Raw genomic sequence first — 17,095 nt, 5'->3', positions numbered from 1 at the left:
CTTTAGTAAGGGATTATTTTATAACGAGGTGAATGGGGCATTGTTATCGGAATTATCGATTAGAAACTTTGCTATTATTGAAGCATTAAATATTTCTTTTCAAAAAGGTTTAACGGTTTTAAGCGGTGAAACAGGGGCCGGAAAATCGATTATTATTGATGCAATTAGTTTACTTGTAGGTGGCCGTGGGTCAGCAGAATTTGTTCGATATGGAACAGAAAAGGCTGAGATTGAAGGGCTATTTTATGTTGAAGATGAGAAGCATCCATGTATTGAAAAGGCAGAAGAGTTAGATATAGAAATAGAAGATGGTATGATTATTTTAAAGCGTGATATTGCTGCGAACGGGAAGAGTGTATGTCGTGTAAATGGGAAGCTTGTTACACTTAGCATATTAAAAGAAATTGGGAAAACACTTGTTGATATTCATGGACAGCACGAAACGCAAGATTTAATGAATGAAGAACGACATCTGTTTATGCTTGATCACTTTGATGGGGATCGAATCGTTAAACAATTAGACATATATCAAAACGTATACGCTGACTATGAAAAATTAAAAAAACAATTGAAATCGTTAAGTGAAAATGAGCAACAAATGGCACATCGCTTAGATTTAATTCAATTTCAGCACGAGGAAATTCGCAAGGCGGATTTAAAGATGGATGAAGAAAATGAATTAACTGAGGAACGATTGCAAATTTCTAATTTTGAAAAGATTTATAAAGCGTTAGGTGATGCATATCGTTCTTTAAGTGCCGACGGACAAGGATTAGATAATGTAAGAAGTGCAATGGGGCAAATGGAAAGTATTACACATTTAGATGATGTGTATCAAGAGAATCATGATTCAATTGCAAATAGCTATTACTTATTAGAAGAGGTTGCCTATCAACTGAGGGAAAAGCTCGATATGATGGAATATGATCCAAATCGTTTAGATGAAATCGAAACACGTTTGAATGAAATTCGTATGCTAAAGAGAAAATATGGAAATAATGTAGAAGAGATTTTAGCGTATGCTGATAAAATTGAACAGGAAATTTTTACGATTGAAAATAAAGACGTTCATATTGAAACGACGAAGAAACAGTTGAAGGAATTAGAAAGTGTTATTATGAAAGAAGCAACGTTGTTAAGTAATATGCGTCATGAGCTTGCAGAACACCTTACAAATGCAATTCATCAGGAATTAAAAGAATTATATATGGAAAAAACGAAATTTGAAGTGAGAATTATGAAGAGAGAAGGAAATGCAGAAGAGCCCCTTGTGGAAGGTGCGCCGGTAAGACTTACGGCGGATGGTTACGATCATGTGGAATTTTATATTTCAACGAACCCAGGAGAGCCGCTAAAACCACTTTCAAAGGTTGCTTCTGGCGGAGAGTTATCTCGTATCATTTTAGCTTTAAAAAGCATTTTTTCTAAGCATCAAGGGGTTGCATCTGTTATTTTTGATGAAGTGGATACGGGTGTAAGTGGCCGGGTCGCACAGGCTATTGCGGAAAAAATTTATCGAGTATCAGTAAACTCGCAAGTACTTTGTATTACGCACTTACCTCAAGTAGCTTCAATGGCGGATTCACATTTATTTATTCGAAAACAAGTAGCGAATGATCGGACAATTACATCAGTTACTGTTTTAACTATGGAGGATAAAGTAACAGAAATAGCTCGAATGATTTCTGGTGTGGAAATCACAGATTTAACGACAGAGCATGCGAAAGAATTACTTACGCAAGCGCATCATTTTAAACAGACAGCAGAGGCTATCCAGTAATGGATAGCTTTTTTTCTCAAATGACGATTTCTTAATTCTTCCGGTTATAAATAAAGCACTGCAAGGAGAGATTAAAAAGTGAAGCCAAGAGGCTGAATGTGGGGTAGGAGCGAGGAGAGTGAACAAGTTGAAATTAGAAAAATTTCGAAAAATAATAGGTCTTTGTCTCCTTGTTTCTTTAGTTTTTATTGGATGTTTTAAACCGCTTCGAACGTTTATTTCATCACCGAAACAACTTGTTGTTTTTGAAGGACAACAATCAGAAATATCATCATTACCAGTTTTCAAAGCTTCATCCACAAATCGTCATGTATTTACAGTGAGTTCGAATGAACAAAAACAAGGACTTATGGTAAATTCTCATCAAAATGGTGAAGCTGATATGGTATTTCAGCTTGCTGGTTTTCCAGTGAAAAAAGTAAATGTGAAAGTGTTAAAAGATTTTAAAGTGATTCCAGGTGGACAATCAATTGGTGTGAAATTAAATACAAAAGGTGTACTTGTTGTAGGCCATCATTTAATTCAAACTGAAAAAGGTAAAATATCTCCTGGTGAAACAGCAGGTGTACAAATTGGAGATATGATTACTGAAATTAATGGTAAAACAATTGAAAGAATGAGTGATGTAGCACCGTTTATTCATAATAGTGGAGAAACAGGTGAACCGCTTAATCTTGTATTGTTAAGAGATGGAAAATATATTCGTACGAAGCTAACTCCACAAAAAGACAACGGTGAATCGTCTTATCGAATTGGCTTGTATATCCGTGATTCGGCAGCTGGAATTGGAACGATGACATTTGTTCATCCAGATTCTATGAAATATGGGGCACTTGGTCATGTTATTTCTGATAATGATACGAAAAAGCCGATTCAAGTCGAAGATGGACAAATTATGCGCTCGACAGTTACATCAATTGAAAGAGGTAGTCATGGGAATCCAGGGGAGAAATTAGCAAGATTCTCACCAGACCGTGAAGTGATTGGCAATATTACAATTAATAGTCCATATGGTATTTTTGGAAAATTAAATACGAATATGAAAAACGGTATAATGGATAAAGCAATGCCTATCGCATTATCTCATCAAGTAAAAGAAGGACCGGCAAAAATATTAACAGTTATTGATCAAGATAAAGTAGAAGCGTTTGATATTGAAGTTGTTAGTACAGTGCAGCAAAAATTCCCAGCCACAAAGGGTATGGTAATAAAAGTAACAGATAAACGTCTATTAGCGAAAACGGGCGGTATCGTACAAGGAATGAGCGGAAGTCCAATTGTACAAAATGGAAAAGTAATTGGTGCTGTTACGCATGTATTTGTAAATGATCCAACATCAGGATATGGTGTTCATATTGAATGGATGTTACATCAAGCTGGAATTAATATTTATGATCAAGAGAAAAAAGCGAGCTAATATATATTATTAGCTCGCTTTTTCTGTTGAAAAATTCGTTGAAATTTTGTAAAAGCTCCGCAAGAGGTGTTTTTTGTTGTAAAATAAAAGGAAAGGGTTGAACGTTTCGTTGTATTTCTATGATGGAATGTGTTGCGAAAGGGAATAAATGAACGATAAACATATTTTTTTGTGATTTTATCGGAAAGTAAGAAACTTTAAAAGGGAATTTTCACACAATTGTCGAACAATTCATGTAGCCTAGAAGGATACACATGTCGGAGAATCGATTCGGTAAGGGAGGAAAAGCTGTGGAGAAAATTAAAGTATGTCTTGTGGATGATAATAAAGAACTAGTATCAATGTTAGAGAGCTATGTAGCCGCTCAAGATGATATGGAAGTAATCGGTACTGCTTATAATGGTCAAGAGTGTTTAAACTTATTAACAGATAAGCAACCTGATGTACTCGTTTTAGACATTATTATGCCACACTTAGATGGTTTAGCTGTATTGGAGAAAATGCGACATATTGAAAGGTTAAAACAGCCTAGCGTAATTATGTTGACAGCATTTGGCCAAGAAGATGTGACGAAAAAAGCAGTTGACTTAGGTGCCTCATATTTCATATTAAAACCATTTGATATGGAGAATTTAACGAGTCATATTCGTCAAGTGAGTGGTAAAGCAAACACTATGATTAAGCGTCCACTACCATCATTCCGATCAGCCACAACAGTAGATGGAAAACCGAAAAACTTAGATGCGAGTATTACGAGTATCATTCATGAAATTGGTGTACCCGCTCATATTAAAGGATATATGTATTTACGAGAAGCAATCTCCATGGTATACAATGATATCGAATTATTAGGATCGATTACGAAAGTATTGTATCCAGATATCGCAAAGAAATATAATACAACAGCAAGCCGTGTGGAGCGCGCAATTCGTCACGCAATTGAAGTAGCTTGGAGCCGTGGGAATATTGATTCTATTTCGTCCTTATTCGGTTATACAGTATCCATGTCAAAAGCAAAACCTACGAATTCTGAGTTTATCGCAATGGTTGCGGATAAGCTGAGACTTGAACATAAAGCTAGTTGAGAGTAAAAGTAGTAAGGGATTTAAGTTTTAGTAAAGCTTAATAATTCTTGAAATTGATACTCGATATCAAATTTAAAACCAATGAACTTTTTATTTAAAGACCAATGAATGTTATAATTCGTTGGTCTTTTTATTTTGTTGAGAAAAAGAGATTATTTGATGGTATGGAAAATAAAACCTATTTTTAGTAATATTACATGTAAGTGAGTTTTTTATAAGGCAATAAAATAGATATAGATAGGGAGAAGGGGAATGGAAAATAAAATTTCAACTTGGCTAGGAATAGTAGCAGCTATGGGAGTTCTTGCTATTGCAGTTACATTTGGAATGTTAGAACTTGCAGATAATCCCGTAGATAAAGAAGTGAGTGCTCAAATAGATAAAAAAGAAGACCGAACAATAGTAGGTAGAGAGGTAGATGGGGTCTTTGTTGATGTGTATGTTACTGAAAATTCTACTGAAAGCGAAGTCATTACAGCGATGCATCGCATGACTCATCAAAAAGTGGTGGCAGAACGAAAATCGGGCTCTATCCCAATGATTCAAAGTAATACTAAAAAATTAAAAGAAATTATAAATAAGAGTAGCTTTGCGAAGAAAAATGAACTTTTAGCAATTGCTGATAGATGGGCGAAAAAAGATTTTAGTAAAATTGTAGAAGATCACAATTATTTCTCAGATGCTCAAGAAGATAGCGTTTGTAAAGCAACTAGAGCAATGGATGCGTTAGAAGAGCAACATTATATTTTAACTACATTCGGGGAGGAAAAAGCGAAAGAACTATACGAATCAGGGGATGCTCCGCACGTTCAATAAAAACAATATAAAGGGCTTCTAGTTTTTTTATGATCGTGTTTTTAGGACGCAATGGGGACTTATAAATAAATGGTCTGCTTTCTTTATGACGTGTAACAAAAAAGAAAAGATGTGATTCATTATTAAATGATGAAGGAACGGCTAAATCACATCGTAGTACATCTGTTAAAGGATTTTAGTAGGAAAGGCATCCGTGATATAATAGAAAATAATAAAAAGTCCTGCAAAAAACAGGACTGTATTATTCTTCGTCTTTATTTTGTTTTTCTAATTCAACTAGTTTTTGAATTAAAATGTGCTGCGGCATATGCATGAGTTGTTCAAGTGGAACACCTAGTGCTTTTGATAAGCGGACTGCAGTATCTGGAGAGATTTGTAATGGTCTCATAGAAGTACCTCCTTTTTCGTATAGTATAGCATAAGATTGGGGGAGTGAGGATGACTCTTATATTTGCACATCGTGGTGCGGCTGGAACGTACCCAGAAAATACAATGATTTCATTTGAAGCAGCTGAGTCTTTTAGAGCGGATGGAATTGAACTTGATGTTCAATTAACGAAAGATGGAAAAGTTGTCGTCATTCACGATGAAACGGTGGACCGGACAACAAATGGAAAAGGTGCGGTTCGGAATTATGTATATGAGGACTTATGCAAGTTAGATGCAAGTTATAAATTTGGTGATAAAGTAGGTTTTTGTAAAATACCACTTTTAGAAGAGGTATTAGAATGGCTTGAACAAACGAGTTTGCTACTTAATATTGAACTTAAAAATAATAAAATTCCATACAGAGGTTTAGAGGAAGAAGTTATAACGCTTGTACGGAAATTTAGTCTAGAGGATCGTGTTATATTTTCTTCGTTTAATCACTACAGTATGAAACGGTGCCATATGATGGCTCCTGATATTCAAACAGCAATTTTATATCGCGAAGGTTTGCATAGTCCGTGGGCATACGCGAAAAAAATGGGGGCTACAGCAGTACATCCGAATTATCGTTATCTTCAAGATGCTATCGCCGAACTAACGATGGAAAGTGGTGTAGAAGTTCGCCCTTATACAATTAATGAAGAAACGCTTATGCGCAAATATTTTGATATGAATATATCGGCGATTATTACTGATTACCCTGAAACGGCAAGAACGTTATTGCCAATAAAAAAATGAGACCGCGTGTAACGGTCTCATTTTTTTATTTATAAATAGTGGGGTATTCCTATCTTCTAAAGCGAGCTTGTACTTTATTTCGTTTGCGATCTCGGTGCAAGACGAAGCCACCAAAGATATAAAACCCGAGCGCGAAGCAGAGAGCGCCGATTAAAAATTGTAACCACAGTATAGAAATTGGTGGAAATAGAATCCCGAATACAGTATCTCTCATTAACTTTATACCAAACACAGCTAATGAAATAGGGATGAGTGCTAATAGTAGAGCAACGTAACGCTGCATACATAACGCTCCTTTTCAGATTATTTCGTATATTTTAATGATGTTATACGGAAAGGGGGTTTGTCAAGAGGGTGCTGAACGAGTAAGATAAGGGTGTGAAAAAATTTGCAGAGTTACTTCGAGAGGAAGTGTAATATATGAAACAAAAAGTATTAATTGTTGGTGCAGGTGAAGGCGGGAGCGCGCTGCTGAATCTGTTACAAAGTTCGAATATATTTCAAATTATAGGGATTATTGATATAAATCCGTTGGCAAAAGGACTACAAATTGCTAAGGAATACGGGATTGCAATTGGAGAAAGTGTAACTCCATTTCTTTCTATGCATATCGATGTAATATTTGATATGACAGGTGAAGATGATGTACATAAAGTTTTATTAGAAAAAAAGAAAAAAGACACTCTTCTTATACCAGGTGATATCGCAAAAATTGTTACAGGATTAGCGCATGAGAAGGAAGAGCTAATTGGGCGGTTAGAGGAACAGACGCAACAAGGAGAATTAATTTTAAATTCTACACATGACGGCATGATTGTAATTGATCGAGAGGGACAAGTTCGTCTTTTTAATAAAAGTGCAGAGCGTATTATCGGATATAAAAAAGAAGAGGCGATAGGAAAGTATATTTTAGAAGTCATTCCAACTAGTAAATTACTTCGCATTATACGTACGAAACAAATAGAAGTAAATTATGAACTGACATTAGAGAATGGAAAGAAAATTATTACAACGCGTATTCCAATATTAAAAGAAGGAGGAGAGGTACAAGGGGCATTTGCAATTTTTAAAGATATAACAGAAGTTGTAGATCTTGCGGAAGAAGTTACAGACTTAAAAGAAATTCAAACACTATTAGAGGCAATTATTAACTCATCTGAAGAAGCGATTTCGGTTGTGGATGAAAAAGGAAGAGGTTTAGTCATTAACCCAGCATATACGAAATTAACGGGTTTAACAGAAGAAGATATTATTGGGAAGCCTGCTACAACTGATATTGTAGAAGGCGAAAGTATGCATATGAAAGTACTTCGAACGCGTCGTGCGGTGCGCGGAATACATATGAAGATTGGGCAAAAAAAGCGAGATGTAATTGTAAACGTAGCACCAGTTATTGTGGATGGAATATTGAAAGGAAGCGTCGGTGTTATCCGTGACGTGTCGGAAATTCAAAAATTAACAAATGAATTGAATAGAGCAAGGCAAATTATTCGTACATTAGAAGCGAAATATTCATTTGATGATATTGTCGGAAATTCAGATGAAACAACGGCAGCTATCGAACAGGCGAAGCTAGGAGCGAATACACCAGCAACAGTACTGTTACGCGGGGAATCTGGGACTGGTAAAGAATTGTTTGCACATGCAATCCATAATGGAAGTAATCGAAAATACAATAAGTTCGTCCGTGTAAACTGTGCGGCCATTTCGGAGACGTTGTTAGAAAGTGAATTATTTGGTTATGAGGAAGGGGCGTTTTCTGGAGCGAAAAGAGGCGGGAAACGTGGGTTCTTTGAGGAAGCGAATAACGGTAGTATTTTTTTAGATGAAATAGGGGAGTTGTCTGCAAATACACAAGCGAAACTCCTTCGTGTATTGCAGGAAAAAGAAATTGTAAAAGTTGGTGGAACGAAAGCGATACCTATTAATGTTCGAGTAATTGCAGCGACACATGTGAATTTAGAAAAGGCTATTCTAGAAGGGAAGTTTAGGGAGGATTTATATTATCGATTAAATAAAATTCCAATTCAAATTCCATCTCTTCGTCAACGTAAAGGAGATATACCGACAATTGCGGACAGATTGATTCAAAAAATTAATCAAGATTACGGTCGTAATGTAGAAGGGCTCACTGATTCAGCCGTTTTATATTTACAATCATACGAATGGCCAGGAAATGTGAGGGAACTTGAAAATATTTTGGGGAGAGCTATTATCTTTATGAATTATAACGAGACCTATATTGATGTACACCATTTACCGCCATTACATAACGAAGAGCAGGTGGAGTCAAAGCAATCTCATTTATTACCTGAATTAGAAGAAAAGCCACTTGAACATTTAGTGACAGAGTTTGAAGGGAATATTATTTATGAATATTTGGAGAGATTTGATGGGAATAAAACACAAACTGCAAAAGCGTTAGGAATTTCCGTTCGAAATTTATATTACAAGCTAGAAAAGTATGACTATGCAAAAAATAGCATGCAATAAATTGCGCACCGTGCAATTTATTGCATGGTATACAAAAAGCGACAAAATAAGACAGAATCTTTCGTTATTTTTCAAAGTATTGATTTTACTGCATTTTGAATGCGTTTTCATTATTGGTAAGACCACTTTTAAAAGTTGGCACGGTATTTGCTTTATAAATAGACGAGGGACGACGGAAAGGGTTGATTACAAAATATGAAGTTAGAATACTTAATTGATCAAGCAGCAGGAAAGCCTAAAAAAACTGTGGCTGTAGCAGTAGCTGAAGATCATGAAGTAATTGAAGCTGTAGCGAAAGCAATTAAATTACAGCTAGCTCAATTTCGTCTATATGGAAATCAAGAAAAAATAATGGGGATGCTACAAGAACATGGTTTACAAACTTCAGAACATGTTGAAGTGATTGCAGCAATGTCTAGTGCTGAAGCTGCAGAACTTTCTGTTAAAGCTGTGAGAAATGGTGAAGCAGATGTGCTTATGAAGGGGAACATCCCAACAGCGAATATTTTGAAGGCTGTGTTAAACAAAGAGTGGGGCCTACGTAAAGGTAGCGTACTTTCACATGTAGCAGCATTTGAAGTTCAAAATTACGACCGTCTTATTTTCGTTACAGATGCAGCGATGAACATCGCACCTGACGTAACACAAAAAGCTGCTATTATACAAAATACTGTAGAAGTTGCCCAGGCAATAGGAATCGACTTGCCCAAAGTGGCACCAATCGCAGCAGTAGAAGTTGTGAATCCAGCGATGCAGGCGACAATTGATGCAGCGATGTTAACACAAATGAATCGCCGCGGACAAATTAAAGATTGTATCGTTGATGGACCACTTGCTTTAGATAATGCAGTATCACAAATTGCAGCAGAGCATAAAGGCATAGTAAGTGATGTAGCAGGTAAGGCAGATATTTTACTCGTCCCAACGATTGAAGCTGGAAATGTGCTATATAAATCACTCGTATACTTTGCGGATGCAAAAGTAGGAGCAATGATTGCTGGCGCAAAAGCACCGATTGTTTTAACATCTCGTGCTGATTCAGCAGAAACAAAAGTATATTCATTAGCATTGGCAGTTGCGACTGCTTCAAAATAAACCAAAAAGGGTAAAACATTAGGGGGAAACGACAATGACATTAGAAATCTTCGAATACTTAGAAAAATATGATTATGAGCAAGTAGTATTTTGTCAAGATAAAGAATCTGGTTTAAAAGCAATTATTGCAATTCATGATACAACACTTGGACCGGCTCTTGGTGGAACAAGAATGTGGACATATGATTCTGAAGAAGCGGCGATTGAAGATGCATTGCGTCTTGCAAAAGGGATGACATACAAAAACGCAGCAGCTGGTTTAAACTTAGGTGGTGCGAAAACAGTAATTATCGGTGATCCTCGTAAAGATAAGAGCGAAGCAATGTTCCGTGCACTAGGACGTTATATCCAAGGACTAAACGGACGTTACATTACAGCTGAAGATGTTGGTACAACAGTAGATGATATGGATATTATCCATGAAGAAACTGACTTTGTAACAGGTATCTCACCATCATTCGGTTCTTCTGGTAACCCATCTCCAGTAACTGCATACGGTGTTTACCGTGGTATGAAAGCAGCTGCAAAAGAAGCTTTCGGTACTGATAATTTAGAAGGAAAAGTAATTGCTGTTCAAGGCGTTGGTAACGTAGCATATCACCTATGCAAACATTTACACGCTGAAGGAGCAAAATTAATCGTTACAGATATTAATAAAGAAGCTGTACAACGTGCTGTAGAAGAATTCGGTGCATCAGCAGTTGAACCAAATGAAATTTACGGTGTTGAATGCGATATTTACGCACCATGTGCATTAGGCGCAACAGTTAATGATGAAACTATTCCACAACTTAAAGCAAAAGTAATCGCAGGTTCTGCAAATAACCAATTAAAAGAAAATCGTCACGGTGACATCATTCATGAAATGGGTATTGTATACGCACCAGATTATGTAATTAATGCAGGTGGCGTAATTAACGTAGCAGACGAATTATATGGATACAATAGAGAACGTGCACTAAAACGTGTTGAGTCTATTTATGACACAATTGCAAAAGTAATCGAAATTTCAAAACGCGATGGCATAGCAACTTATGTAGCGGCAGATCGTCTAGCTGAAGAGCGCATTGCAAGCTTGAAAAATTCTCGTAGCACTTACTTACGCAACGGTCACGATATTATTAGCCGTCGCTAATCATTCATATATAACTTTTACAAAAGGCGTGGTTACCTCTTATGAGGTTTCCACTTCCTTTTGAATTTATTAGTGGAGGTAGCAACATTGTCTGTAAATCGAATTCTTGTTATTAACCCAGGTAGTACATCCACAAAAATTGGTGTTTTTGATAATGAAAGACCCGTTTTAGAAGAAACGATTCGTCATGACGTAGAACAGATTGGGAAATACAAGCGAATTATCGACCAATATGAGTTTCGAAAAGAAACGATTTTAGAAGTTCTACATTCTCATGGTATTAACATTTCAAAATTAAACGCTGTTTGTGGACGTGGTGGATTACTTCGTCCAATCGAAGGCGGTACGTATACAGTAAACGATGCGATGTTAGAAGATTTAAAAAATGGGTTTAGCGGTCATCACGCTTCAAACCTTGGAGGCATTTTAGCATATGAAATTGCTTCTGGATTAAACATTCCTGCATTTATTGTGGATCCTGTCGTTGTAGATGAGATGGAGCCAGTTGCTCGTATAAGTGGTATTGCTGGTATGGAACGTAAAAGTATCTTCCATGCATTAAATCAAAAAGCAGTTGCTCGTAAAGTAGCCGAACAGTTAAACCACAAATATGAGGATTTAAATTTATTAGTTACACATATGGGCGGTGGTATTACAGTTGGTGCTCATAAAAAAGGAAGAGTAATCGATGTGAATAACGGTTTAAACGGAGAAGGACCATTTAGTCCAGAGCGTGCTGGTACAGTGCCAGTAGGGCAACTAGTAGAAATGTGTTTCTCTGGTGAGTATTACCGAGATGAAATGATTAAAAAGCTTGTCGGACAAGGTGGACTTGTAAGTTTAATCGGTACAAATGATGCGATTAAAGTAGAGAAAATGGTTGAAAAAGGTGATCCTGAAGCAACTCTTATTTATAAAGCAATGGCATATCAAGTTGCAAAAGAGATTGGCGGAGCTAGCGCTGTACTTCACGGGAAAATCGATGCAATCGTATTAACTGGTGGACTGGCATACAGTAAAATTCTTGTCGATGAAATAAAAGAGCGAGTGGACTGGATTGCAGATGTTATCGTACATCCAGGCGAAGATGAGTTAGAAGCGTTAGCAGAAGGAGCACTTCGTGTATTACGTGAAGAAGAAGCTCCAAAAGAATACGTTGTACGTGAAAAAGAAACGGTAGCTAGGGGTTGAGATAATGGCAAAAGAATATGATTTAGTCATCGTTGGCGGCGGTACTGGTGGATATGTTGCTGCAATTCGTGCATCACAACTAGGGTTAAAAACTGCACTAGTCGAAAAAGAAAATCTTGGTGGTACTTGTTTACACAAAGGATGTATCCCTAGTAAAGCTCTTTTACGTAGTGCGGAAGTATATGCAACTGCTAAAAAAAGCGAAGAGTTCGGAGTTATTGCAAGCAATGTAGAACTAAACTTTGCGAAAGTACAAGAGCGTAAAGAGAAGATTGTAACGCAGCTTCATAAAGGCGTTCAACACTTAATGAAACAAGGTAAAATTGATGTGTTTGAAGGTATTGGCCGTATTCTTGGCCCATCTATTTTCTCTCCGATGCCAGGGACAATTTCAGTTGAACTTGCAAGTGGAGAAGAGAATGAAATGTTAATTCCAAAAAATGTACTTATTGCAACAGGTTCTCGTCCAAATTCATTACCAGGTTTAGAATTAGACGGAGAGTACGTAATGTCTTCAGATCATGCCCTAAAAATGGAAACGCTTCCTAGTTCGATTATTATCGTTGGTGGCGGTGTAATCGGTATTGAGTGGGCATCTATGCTTGCTGACTTCGGTGTAGAAGTTACAGTATTAGAGTATGCAAAAACAATATTACCACTAGAAGATCAAGACGTTTCAAAAGAAATGCAACGTCTATTTAAGAAAAAAGGTATTAAAGTGGTAACTGGTGCAAAAGTATTACCAGAAACATTGGTAAAAGATAATGGAGTAACAATCCAAGCTGAACACAACGGTGAAAATAAAGAATTTAAAGCAGAAAAAATGCTTGTATCTGTAGGAAGACAAGCGAATACGCAAAATATTGGCTTAGAGAACACAGATATCGTTGTGGAAAAAGGATACATTCAAACAAATGAGTTTTATCAAACGAAAGAATCGCATATTTACGCAATTGGAGATGTAATCGGTGGCCTGCAACTTGCTCACGTTGCTTCTCATGAAGGAATTGCTGCAGTAGAACATATTGCAGGGAAAGAAGTTACACCAATTGATTACTCTATGGTATCAAAATGCGTATATAGCAGTCCAGAAGTTGCTTCTGTCGGTTTAACAGAACAAGAAGCGAAAGAAAAAGGCTATAAGTTAAAAGTAGGTAAGTTCTCATTCCGCGCAATCGGAAAAGCACTTGTATACGGAGAATCAGATGGTTTCGTAAAACTTGTAGTTGATGAAGAGACAAATGACATTCTTGGTGTTCATATGATTGGACCACATGTAACAGATATGATTTCTGAAGCGGGTCTTGCAAGAGTACTTGATGCAACACCTTGGGAAGTAGCACATACAATTCATCCGCATCCATCATTATCTGAGGCGATTGGTGAAGCAGCACTTGCTGTAGATGGAAGAGCGTTACACGCATAAAAATGTGGATTTAGGAGGTTATGAAAAATGGCAGAAGTAAAAGAAAAGCGCCATGAAGAGCTTGGCTTAAGTGATGAGCAAGTATTAGAAATGTTCCGTACGATGTTACTTGCACGTAAAATTGACGAACGTATGTGGTTATTAAACCGCGCTGGTAAAATTCCATTCGTAATTTCTTGTCAAGGACAAGAGGCTGCACAAGTTGGAGCGGCGTTCGCTCTTGATAGAGAGAAAGATTATGCATTACCATACTACCGTGATATGGGTGTTGTACTAGCATTTGGTATGACAGCTAAAGAGCTTATGTTGTCTGCTTTTGCGAAAGCTGGAGATCCAAACTCTGGTGGTCGTCAAATGCCTGGTCACTTCGGTCAAAAGAAAAATCGTATTGTTACAGGTTCATCTCCAGTAACAACACAAGTACCACATGCAGTTGGTATTGCACTAGCTGGAAAAATGGAGAAGAAAGATTTAGTAACGTTCGTTACATTTGGAGAAGGTTCTTCAAACCAAGGTGACTTCCATGAAGGGGCAAACTTTGCTGGTGTACACAAACTACCTGTTATTTTTATGTGTGAAAATAACAAATATGCAATCTCTATTCCAGTCGAAAAACAATTAGCATGTAAAAACGTATCAGATCGTGCGATTGGTTACGGTATGCCTGGATATACAATAGACGGAAACGATCCACTTGCAGTATATAAAGCTGTAAAAGAAGCAGCAGATCGCGGTCGTCGTGGTGAAGGACCAACTTTAATTGAAACAGTATCATATCGTTTAACAGCACATTCTAGTGACGATGATGATCGTGTTTATCGTGATAAAGAAGAAGTAGAAGAAGCAAAGAAAAAAGATTCAATTATAACATTCGCAGCTTATTTAAAAGAAGCTGGTGTGTTAACTGAGGAATCCGAAAAACAAATGTTAGACGAAATTATGCATATCGTAAATGAAGCAACAGAATATGCAGAAAATGCTCCGTATGCAGCACCTGAAGATGCATTGAAGCACGTATACGCAGAATAGGGGGGAACGTTTCATGGCTGTAATGTCTTATATTGATGCTATTACATTAGCAATGCGCGAAGAAATGGAACGCGATGAGAAAGTATTCGTTTTAGGAGAAGATGTTGGTAAAAAAGGTGGCGTGTTTAAAGCGACACACGGTTTGTATGATCAATTTGGTGAAGATCGTGCGCTTGATGCACCGCTTGCAGAATCTGCAATTGCTGGGGTAGCAATTGGTGCAGCAATGTATGGTATGCGTCCAATCGCTGAAATGCAGTTTGCTGATTTCATCATGCCAGCAGTAAACCAAATTGTTTCTGAGGCAGCAAAAATTCGTTATCGTTCTAATAATGATTGGACTTGTCCAGTTACAATCCGTGCACCATTTGGCGGGGGTGTTCACGGTGCATTGTATCATTCACAATCTGTAGAAGCGATGTTTGCAAACCAACCAGGTTTAAAAATCGTTATCCCTTCTACACCATATGATGCAAAAGGCTTATTAAAAGCAGCCATTCGTGATGAAGATCCAGTATTATTCTTTGAACATAAACGTGCATATCGTTTAATTAAAGGTGAAGTACCGGAGGATGACTACGTATTACCAATCGGAAAAGCAGATGTAAAACGTGAAGGTGATGATATTACAGTTATCACGTACGGATTATGTGTTCATTTTGCTCTTCAAGCGGCTGAAAAGTTAGCACAAGATGGCATCTCTGCACACATTCTTGATTTACGTACTGTATATCCATTAGATAAAGAAGCAATCATTGAAGCAGCTTCTAAAACAGGTAAAGTTCTTCTTGTAACAGAAGACAATAAAGAAGGAAGCATTATGAGTGAAGTGGCAGCAATTATCGCTGAAAACTGTCTATTTGATTTAGATGCGCCAATCGCACGTCTTGCAGGTCCAGACGTTCCAGCAATGCCATATGCACCAACAATGGAAAAATTCTTTATGGTAAATCCAGATAAAGTTGAAAAAGCAATGCGTGAACTTGCGGAATTTTAATCGGGGGGACTATACATGGCTGTAGAAAATATTACAATGCCTCAGCTCGGGGAGAGCGTTACAGAGGGCACAATTAGTAAATGGCTCGTTAATGTTGGCGATCACGTAAATAAGTATGATCCGCTTGCAGAAGTAATGACTGATAAAGTAAATGCTGAAGTACCATCTTCTTTCACGGGTGTTGTGAAAGAGTTAATCGCTGGTGAAGGTGATACGTTAGCTGTAGGTGAAGTAGTTTGTGTTATTCAAGTAGAAGGCGCAGATGAAGTAGCAGCAACAGCTGTTGAGGAAAAAACAAAAGAAGAATCAAAGGCAGAAGTAGCTACGTCTGAAAAAGCACCGAAAGTAAAACAACCAACTGATGGAAAACCACGTTTTTCACCAGCTGTGTTAAAGCTTGCAGGTGAGCATAACGTTGATTTAGATCTAGTAGAAGGTACGGGAGCAAATGGCCGTATCACTCGTAAAGATATTTTAAAGCTAGTGGAATCTAGAAATATCCCACAAGCAGGTGCGGCGAAGAAAGAGGAAGCTGTAGCGGCAGTAGTAGAAGCTCGCCCAGAAGCACCAAAAGCAGCACCAGTAGCGCAAAAAGTAGAAGCTGCGAAACCAGTTTCTGTACCTACAATGCCTGGAGATATCGAAATTCCAGTAACAGGTGTGCGTAAAGCAATCGCAGCAAACATGTTACGTAGTAAACACGAAGCACCACATGCTTGGATGATGATTGAAGTAGATGTGACAAACCTTGTGTCATACCGTAACTCAATTAAAGGTGACTTTAAGAAGCGTGAAGGCTTTAACTTAACGTTCTTTGCTTTCTTCGTAAAAGCAGTAGCACAAGCGTTAAAAGAGTATCCTCAAATTAATTCAATGTGGGCTGGCGATAAAATTGTTCAGAAGAAAGATATTAACCTTTCTATCGCTGTTGCAACAGAGGAAGAACTATTTGTACCAGTAATTAAGCAAGCGGACGAGAAAACAATTAAAGGTATCGCTCGTGAAATTACAGAACTTGCAGGAAAAGTACGTACGAAATCGTTAAAAGCAGACGAAATGCAAGGTGGAACATTTACAATTAATAACACAGGATCATTCGGTTCTGTTCAATCTATGGGTATTATTAATTACCCGCAAGCAGCTATTTTACAAGTTGAATCAATTGTAAAACGCCCAGTAATTATGGATAACGGAATGTTCGGTGCTCGTGATATGGTTAACTTATGTTTATCACTTGATCACCGAGTACTTGATGGTTTAATTTGTGGTAAGTTCTTAGGACGTGTTAAAGAAATTTTAGAAAACATGTCAGAAAACAATACATCTGTATATTAATAAAAAGCTCGCTTATGCGAGCTTTTTATTATCTTATTTCTTCATCTACATCCTACTATATGTATAAATATCTTTCCCAGTAATCTTACAATAAACGATTATGTATTAGGAATTTACGAAAATACATTG

15 protein-coding genes are annotated in these 17,095 nt (G+C 37.2%); 13 read left to right on the top strand and 2 right to left on the bottom strand.

Annotation, left to right across the window (positions count from 1 at the left end):
- Window positions 1-40: 40 nt before the first annotated feature.
- From recN to GBN78_RS14975, 4 genes are all read left to right on the top strand, one after another.
- Window positions 41-1,780 carry a DNA repair protein RecN gene (recN, locus tag GBN78_RS14995; protein ID WP_000947763.1) on the top strand — a complete coding sequence of 580 codons (1,740 nt, stop codon included), beginning with the start codon at window positions 41-43 and terminating at the stop codon, window positions 1,778-1,780.
- Between the two features lie 118 nt (window positions 1,781-1,898).
- Window positions 1,899-3,197 carry a SpoIVB peptidase gene (gene spoIVB / locus GBN78_RS14990; protein WP_002000940.1) on the top strand — a complete coding sequence of 433 codons (1,299 nt, stop codon included), beginning with the start codon at window positions 1,899-1,901 and terminating at the stop codon, window positions 3,195-3,197.
- A gap of 290 nt (window positions 3,198-3,487) precedes the next feature.
- Window positions 3,488-4,282, top strand: coding sequence for a sporulation transcription factor Spo0A (spo0A, locus tag GBN78_RS14980; RefSeq protein WP_021727703.1), 795 nt, complete (start codon window positions 3,488-3,490; stop codon window positions 4,280-4,282).
- Window positions 4,283-4,534: 252 nt separating this feature from the next.
- Complete coding sequence (locus GBN78_RS14975) at window positions 4,535-5,098, top strand: PRK06770 family protein (RefSeq protein WP_152127492.1); 564 nt, start codon at window positions 4,535-4,537, stop codon at window positions 5,096-5,098.
- Between the two features lie 241 nt (window positions 5,099-5,339).
- Here GBN78_RS14975 and GBN78_RS14970 read toward each other — a convergent pair whose 3' ends face one another.
- On the bottom strand, window positions 5,340-5,486 hold the full coding sequence (locus GBN78_RS14970; RefSeq protein WP_001247671.1) for a YycC family protein: 147 nt from the start codon (window positions 5,484-5,486) through the stop codon (window positions 5,340-5,342).
- 50 nt (window positions 5,487-5,536) lie between these two features.
- On the opposite strand from GBN78_RS14970, the gene GBN78_RS14965 reads away from it, so the two are divergent.
- A complete protein-coding gene (locus tag GBN78_RS14965) occupies window positions 5,537-6,265 on the top strand; it encodes a glycerophosphodiester phosphodiesterase (protein WP_000172580.1) in 729 nt (242 codons plus the stop codon).
- Between the two features lie 49 nt (window positions 6,266-6,314).
- Here the strand turns inward: GBN78_RS14965 and GBN78_RS14960 are convergent, their stop codons facing one another.
- The gene (locus tag GBN78_RS14960; RefSeq protein ID WP_001190210.1) at window positions 6,315-6,548 is read right to left on the bottom strand and encodes a DUF2627 domain-containing protein; all 234 of its coding nucleotides are present in this window, start codon (window positions 6,546-6,548) and stop codon (window positions 6,315-6,317) included.
- A 137-nt stretch (window positions 6,549-6,685) separates the two neighbouring features.
- Between GBN78_RS14960 and GBN78_RS14955 the strand changes: the two genes are divergently transcribed.
- The 8 genes from GBN78_RS14955 (at window position 6,686) to GBN78_RS14915 (ending at window position 16,966) form a co-directional block, all read left to right on the top strand.
- Entirely contained in the window at window positions 6,686-8,758 is a 2,073-nt protein-coding gene (locus tag GBN78_RS14955) for a sigma-54 interaction domain-containing protein (RefSeq protein ID WP_069605395.1), read from the top strand.
- A gap of 195 nt (window positions 8,759-8,953) precedes the next feature.
- On the top strand, window positions 8,954-9,853 hold the full coding sequence (yqiS, locus tag GBN78_RS14945) for a phosphate butyryltransferase (RefSeq protein WP_000764670.1): 900 nt from the start codon (window positions 8,954-8,956) through the stop codon (window positions 9,851-9,853).
- A 34-nt stretch (window positions 9,854-9,887) separates the two neighbouring features.
- Window positions 9,888-10,988: a leucine dehydrogenase gene (locus GBN78_RS14940; protein ID WP_000171357.1), complete on the top strand. Its 1,101-nt coding sequence runs from the start codon at window positions 9,888-9,890 to the stop codon at window positions 10,986-10,988.
- A gap of 87 nt (window positions 10,989-11,075) precedes the next feature.
- Complete coding sequence (gene buk, locus GBN78_RS14935; RefSeq protein WP_000115780.1) at window positions 11,076-12,179, top strand: butyrate kinase; 1,104 nt, start codon at window positions 11,076-11,078, stop codon at window positions 12,177-12,179.
- Between the two features lie 4 nt (window positions 12,180-12,183).
- Window positions 12,184-13,605, top strand: coding sequence for a dihydrolipoyl dehydrogenase (gene lpdA / locus GBN78_RS14930; RefSeq protein WP_001051289.1), 1,422 nt, complete (start codon window positions 12,184-12,186; stop codon window positions 13,603-13,605).
- Window positions 13,606-13,632: 27 nt separating this feature from the next.
- Window positions 13,633-14,634: a 3-methyl-2-oxobutanoate dehydrogenase subunit alpha gene (bfmBAA, locus tag GBN78_RS14925; protein WP_000852551.1), complete on the top strand. Its 1,002-nt coding sequence runs from the start codon at window positions 13,633-13,635 to the stop codon at window positions 14,632-14,634.
- Window positions 14,635-14,647: 13 nt separating this feature from the next.
- Window positions 14,648-15,631, top strand: coding sequence for a 3-methyl-2-oxobutanoate dehydrogenase subunit beta (bfmBAB, locus tag GBN78_RS14920; RefSeq protein WP_000290071.1), 984 nt, complete (start codon window positions 14,648-14,650; stop codon window positions 15,629-15,631).
- A gap of 15 nt (window positions 15,632-15,646) precedes the next feature.
- Complete coding sequence (locus GBN78_RS14915) at window positions 15,647-16,966, top strand: dihydrolipoamide acetyltransferase family protein (protein ID WP_152127491.1); 1,320 nt, start codon at window positions 15,647-15,649, stop codon at window positions 16,964-16,966.
- The last annotated feature ends 129 nt before the right edge of the window (window positions 16,967-17,095 follow it).

The organism is Bacillus sp. B2-WWTP-C-10-Post-4 (assembly GCF_009183805.1).
Taxonomy (GTDB): Bacteria; Bacillota; Bacilli; order Bacillales; family Bacillaceae_G; genus Bacillus_A; species Bacillus_A cereus.
Note: the sequence above shows the minus strand (reverse complement) of the source record. Positions and strands in the feature narration are given on the sequence as shown.

Bases quoted from the DNA above. Each gene is read 5' to 3' on its own strand.
- GBN78_RS14965 (WP_000172580.1), top strand. From the start codon at position 5,537: ATGACTCTTATATTTGCACATCGTGGTGCGGCTGGAACGTACCCAGAA.
- GBN78_RS14960 (WP_001190210.1), bottom strand. From the start codon at position 6,548: ATGCAGCGTTACGTTGCTCTACTATTAGCACTCATCCCTATTTCATTA.
- GBN78_RS14975 (WP_152127492.1), top strand. From the start codon at position 4,535: ATGGAAAATAAAATTTCAACTTGGCTAGGAATAGTAGCAGCTATGGGA.
- bfmBAB (WP_000290071.1), top strand. From the start codon at position 14,648: ATGGCTGTAATGTCTTATATTGATGCTATTACATTAGCAATGCGCGAA.
- yqiS (WP_000764670.1), top strand. From the start codon at position 8,954: ATGAAGTTAGAATACTTAATTGATCAAGCAGCAGGAAAGCCTAAAAAA.
- GBN78_RS14940 (WP_000171357.1), top strand. From the start codon at position 9,888: ATGACATTAGAAATCTTCGAATACTTAGAAAAATATGATTATGAGCAA.
- GBN78_RS14955 (WP_069605395.1), top strand. From the start codon at position 6,686: ATGAAACAAAAAGTATTAATTGTTGGTGCAGGTGAAGGCGGGAGCGCG.
- GBN78_RS14915 (WP_152127491.1), top strand. From the start codon at position 15,647: ATGGCTGTAGAAAATATTACAATGCCTCAGCTCGGGGAGAGCGTTACA.
- GBN78_RS14970 (WP_001247671.1), bottom strand. From the start codon at position 5,486: ATGAGACCATTACAAATCTCTCCAGATACTGCAGTCCGCTTATCAAAA.
- bfmBAA (WP_000852551.1), top strand. From the start codon at position 13,633: ATGGCAGAAGTAAAAGAAAAGCGCCATGAAGAGCTTGGCTTAAGTGAT.
- lpdA (WP_001051289.1), top strand. From the start codon at position 12,184: ATGGCAAAAGAATATGATTTAGTCATCGTTGGCGGCGGTACTGGTGGA.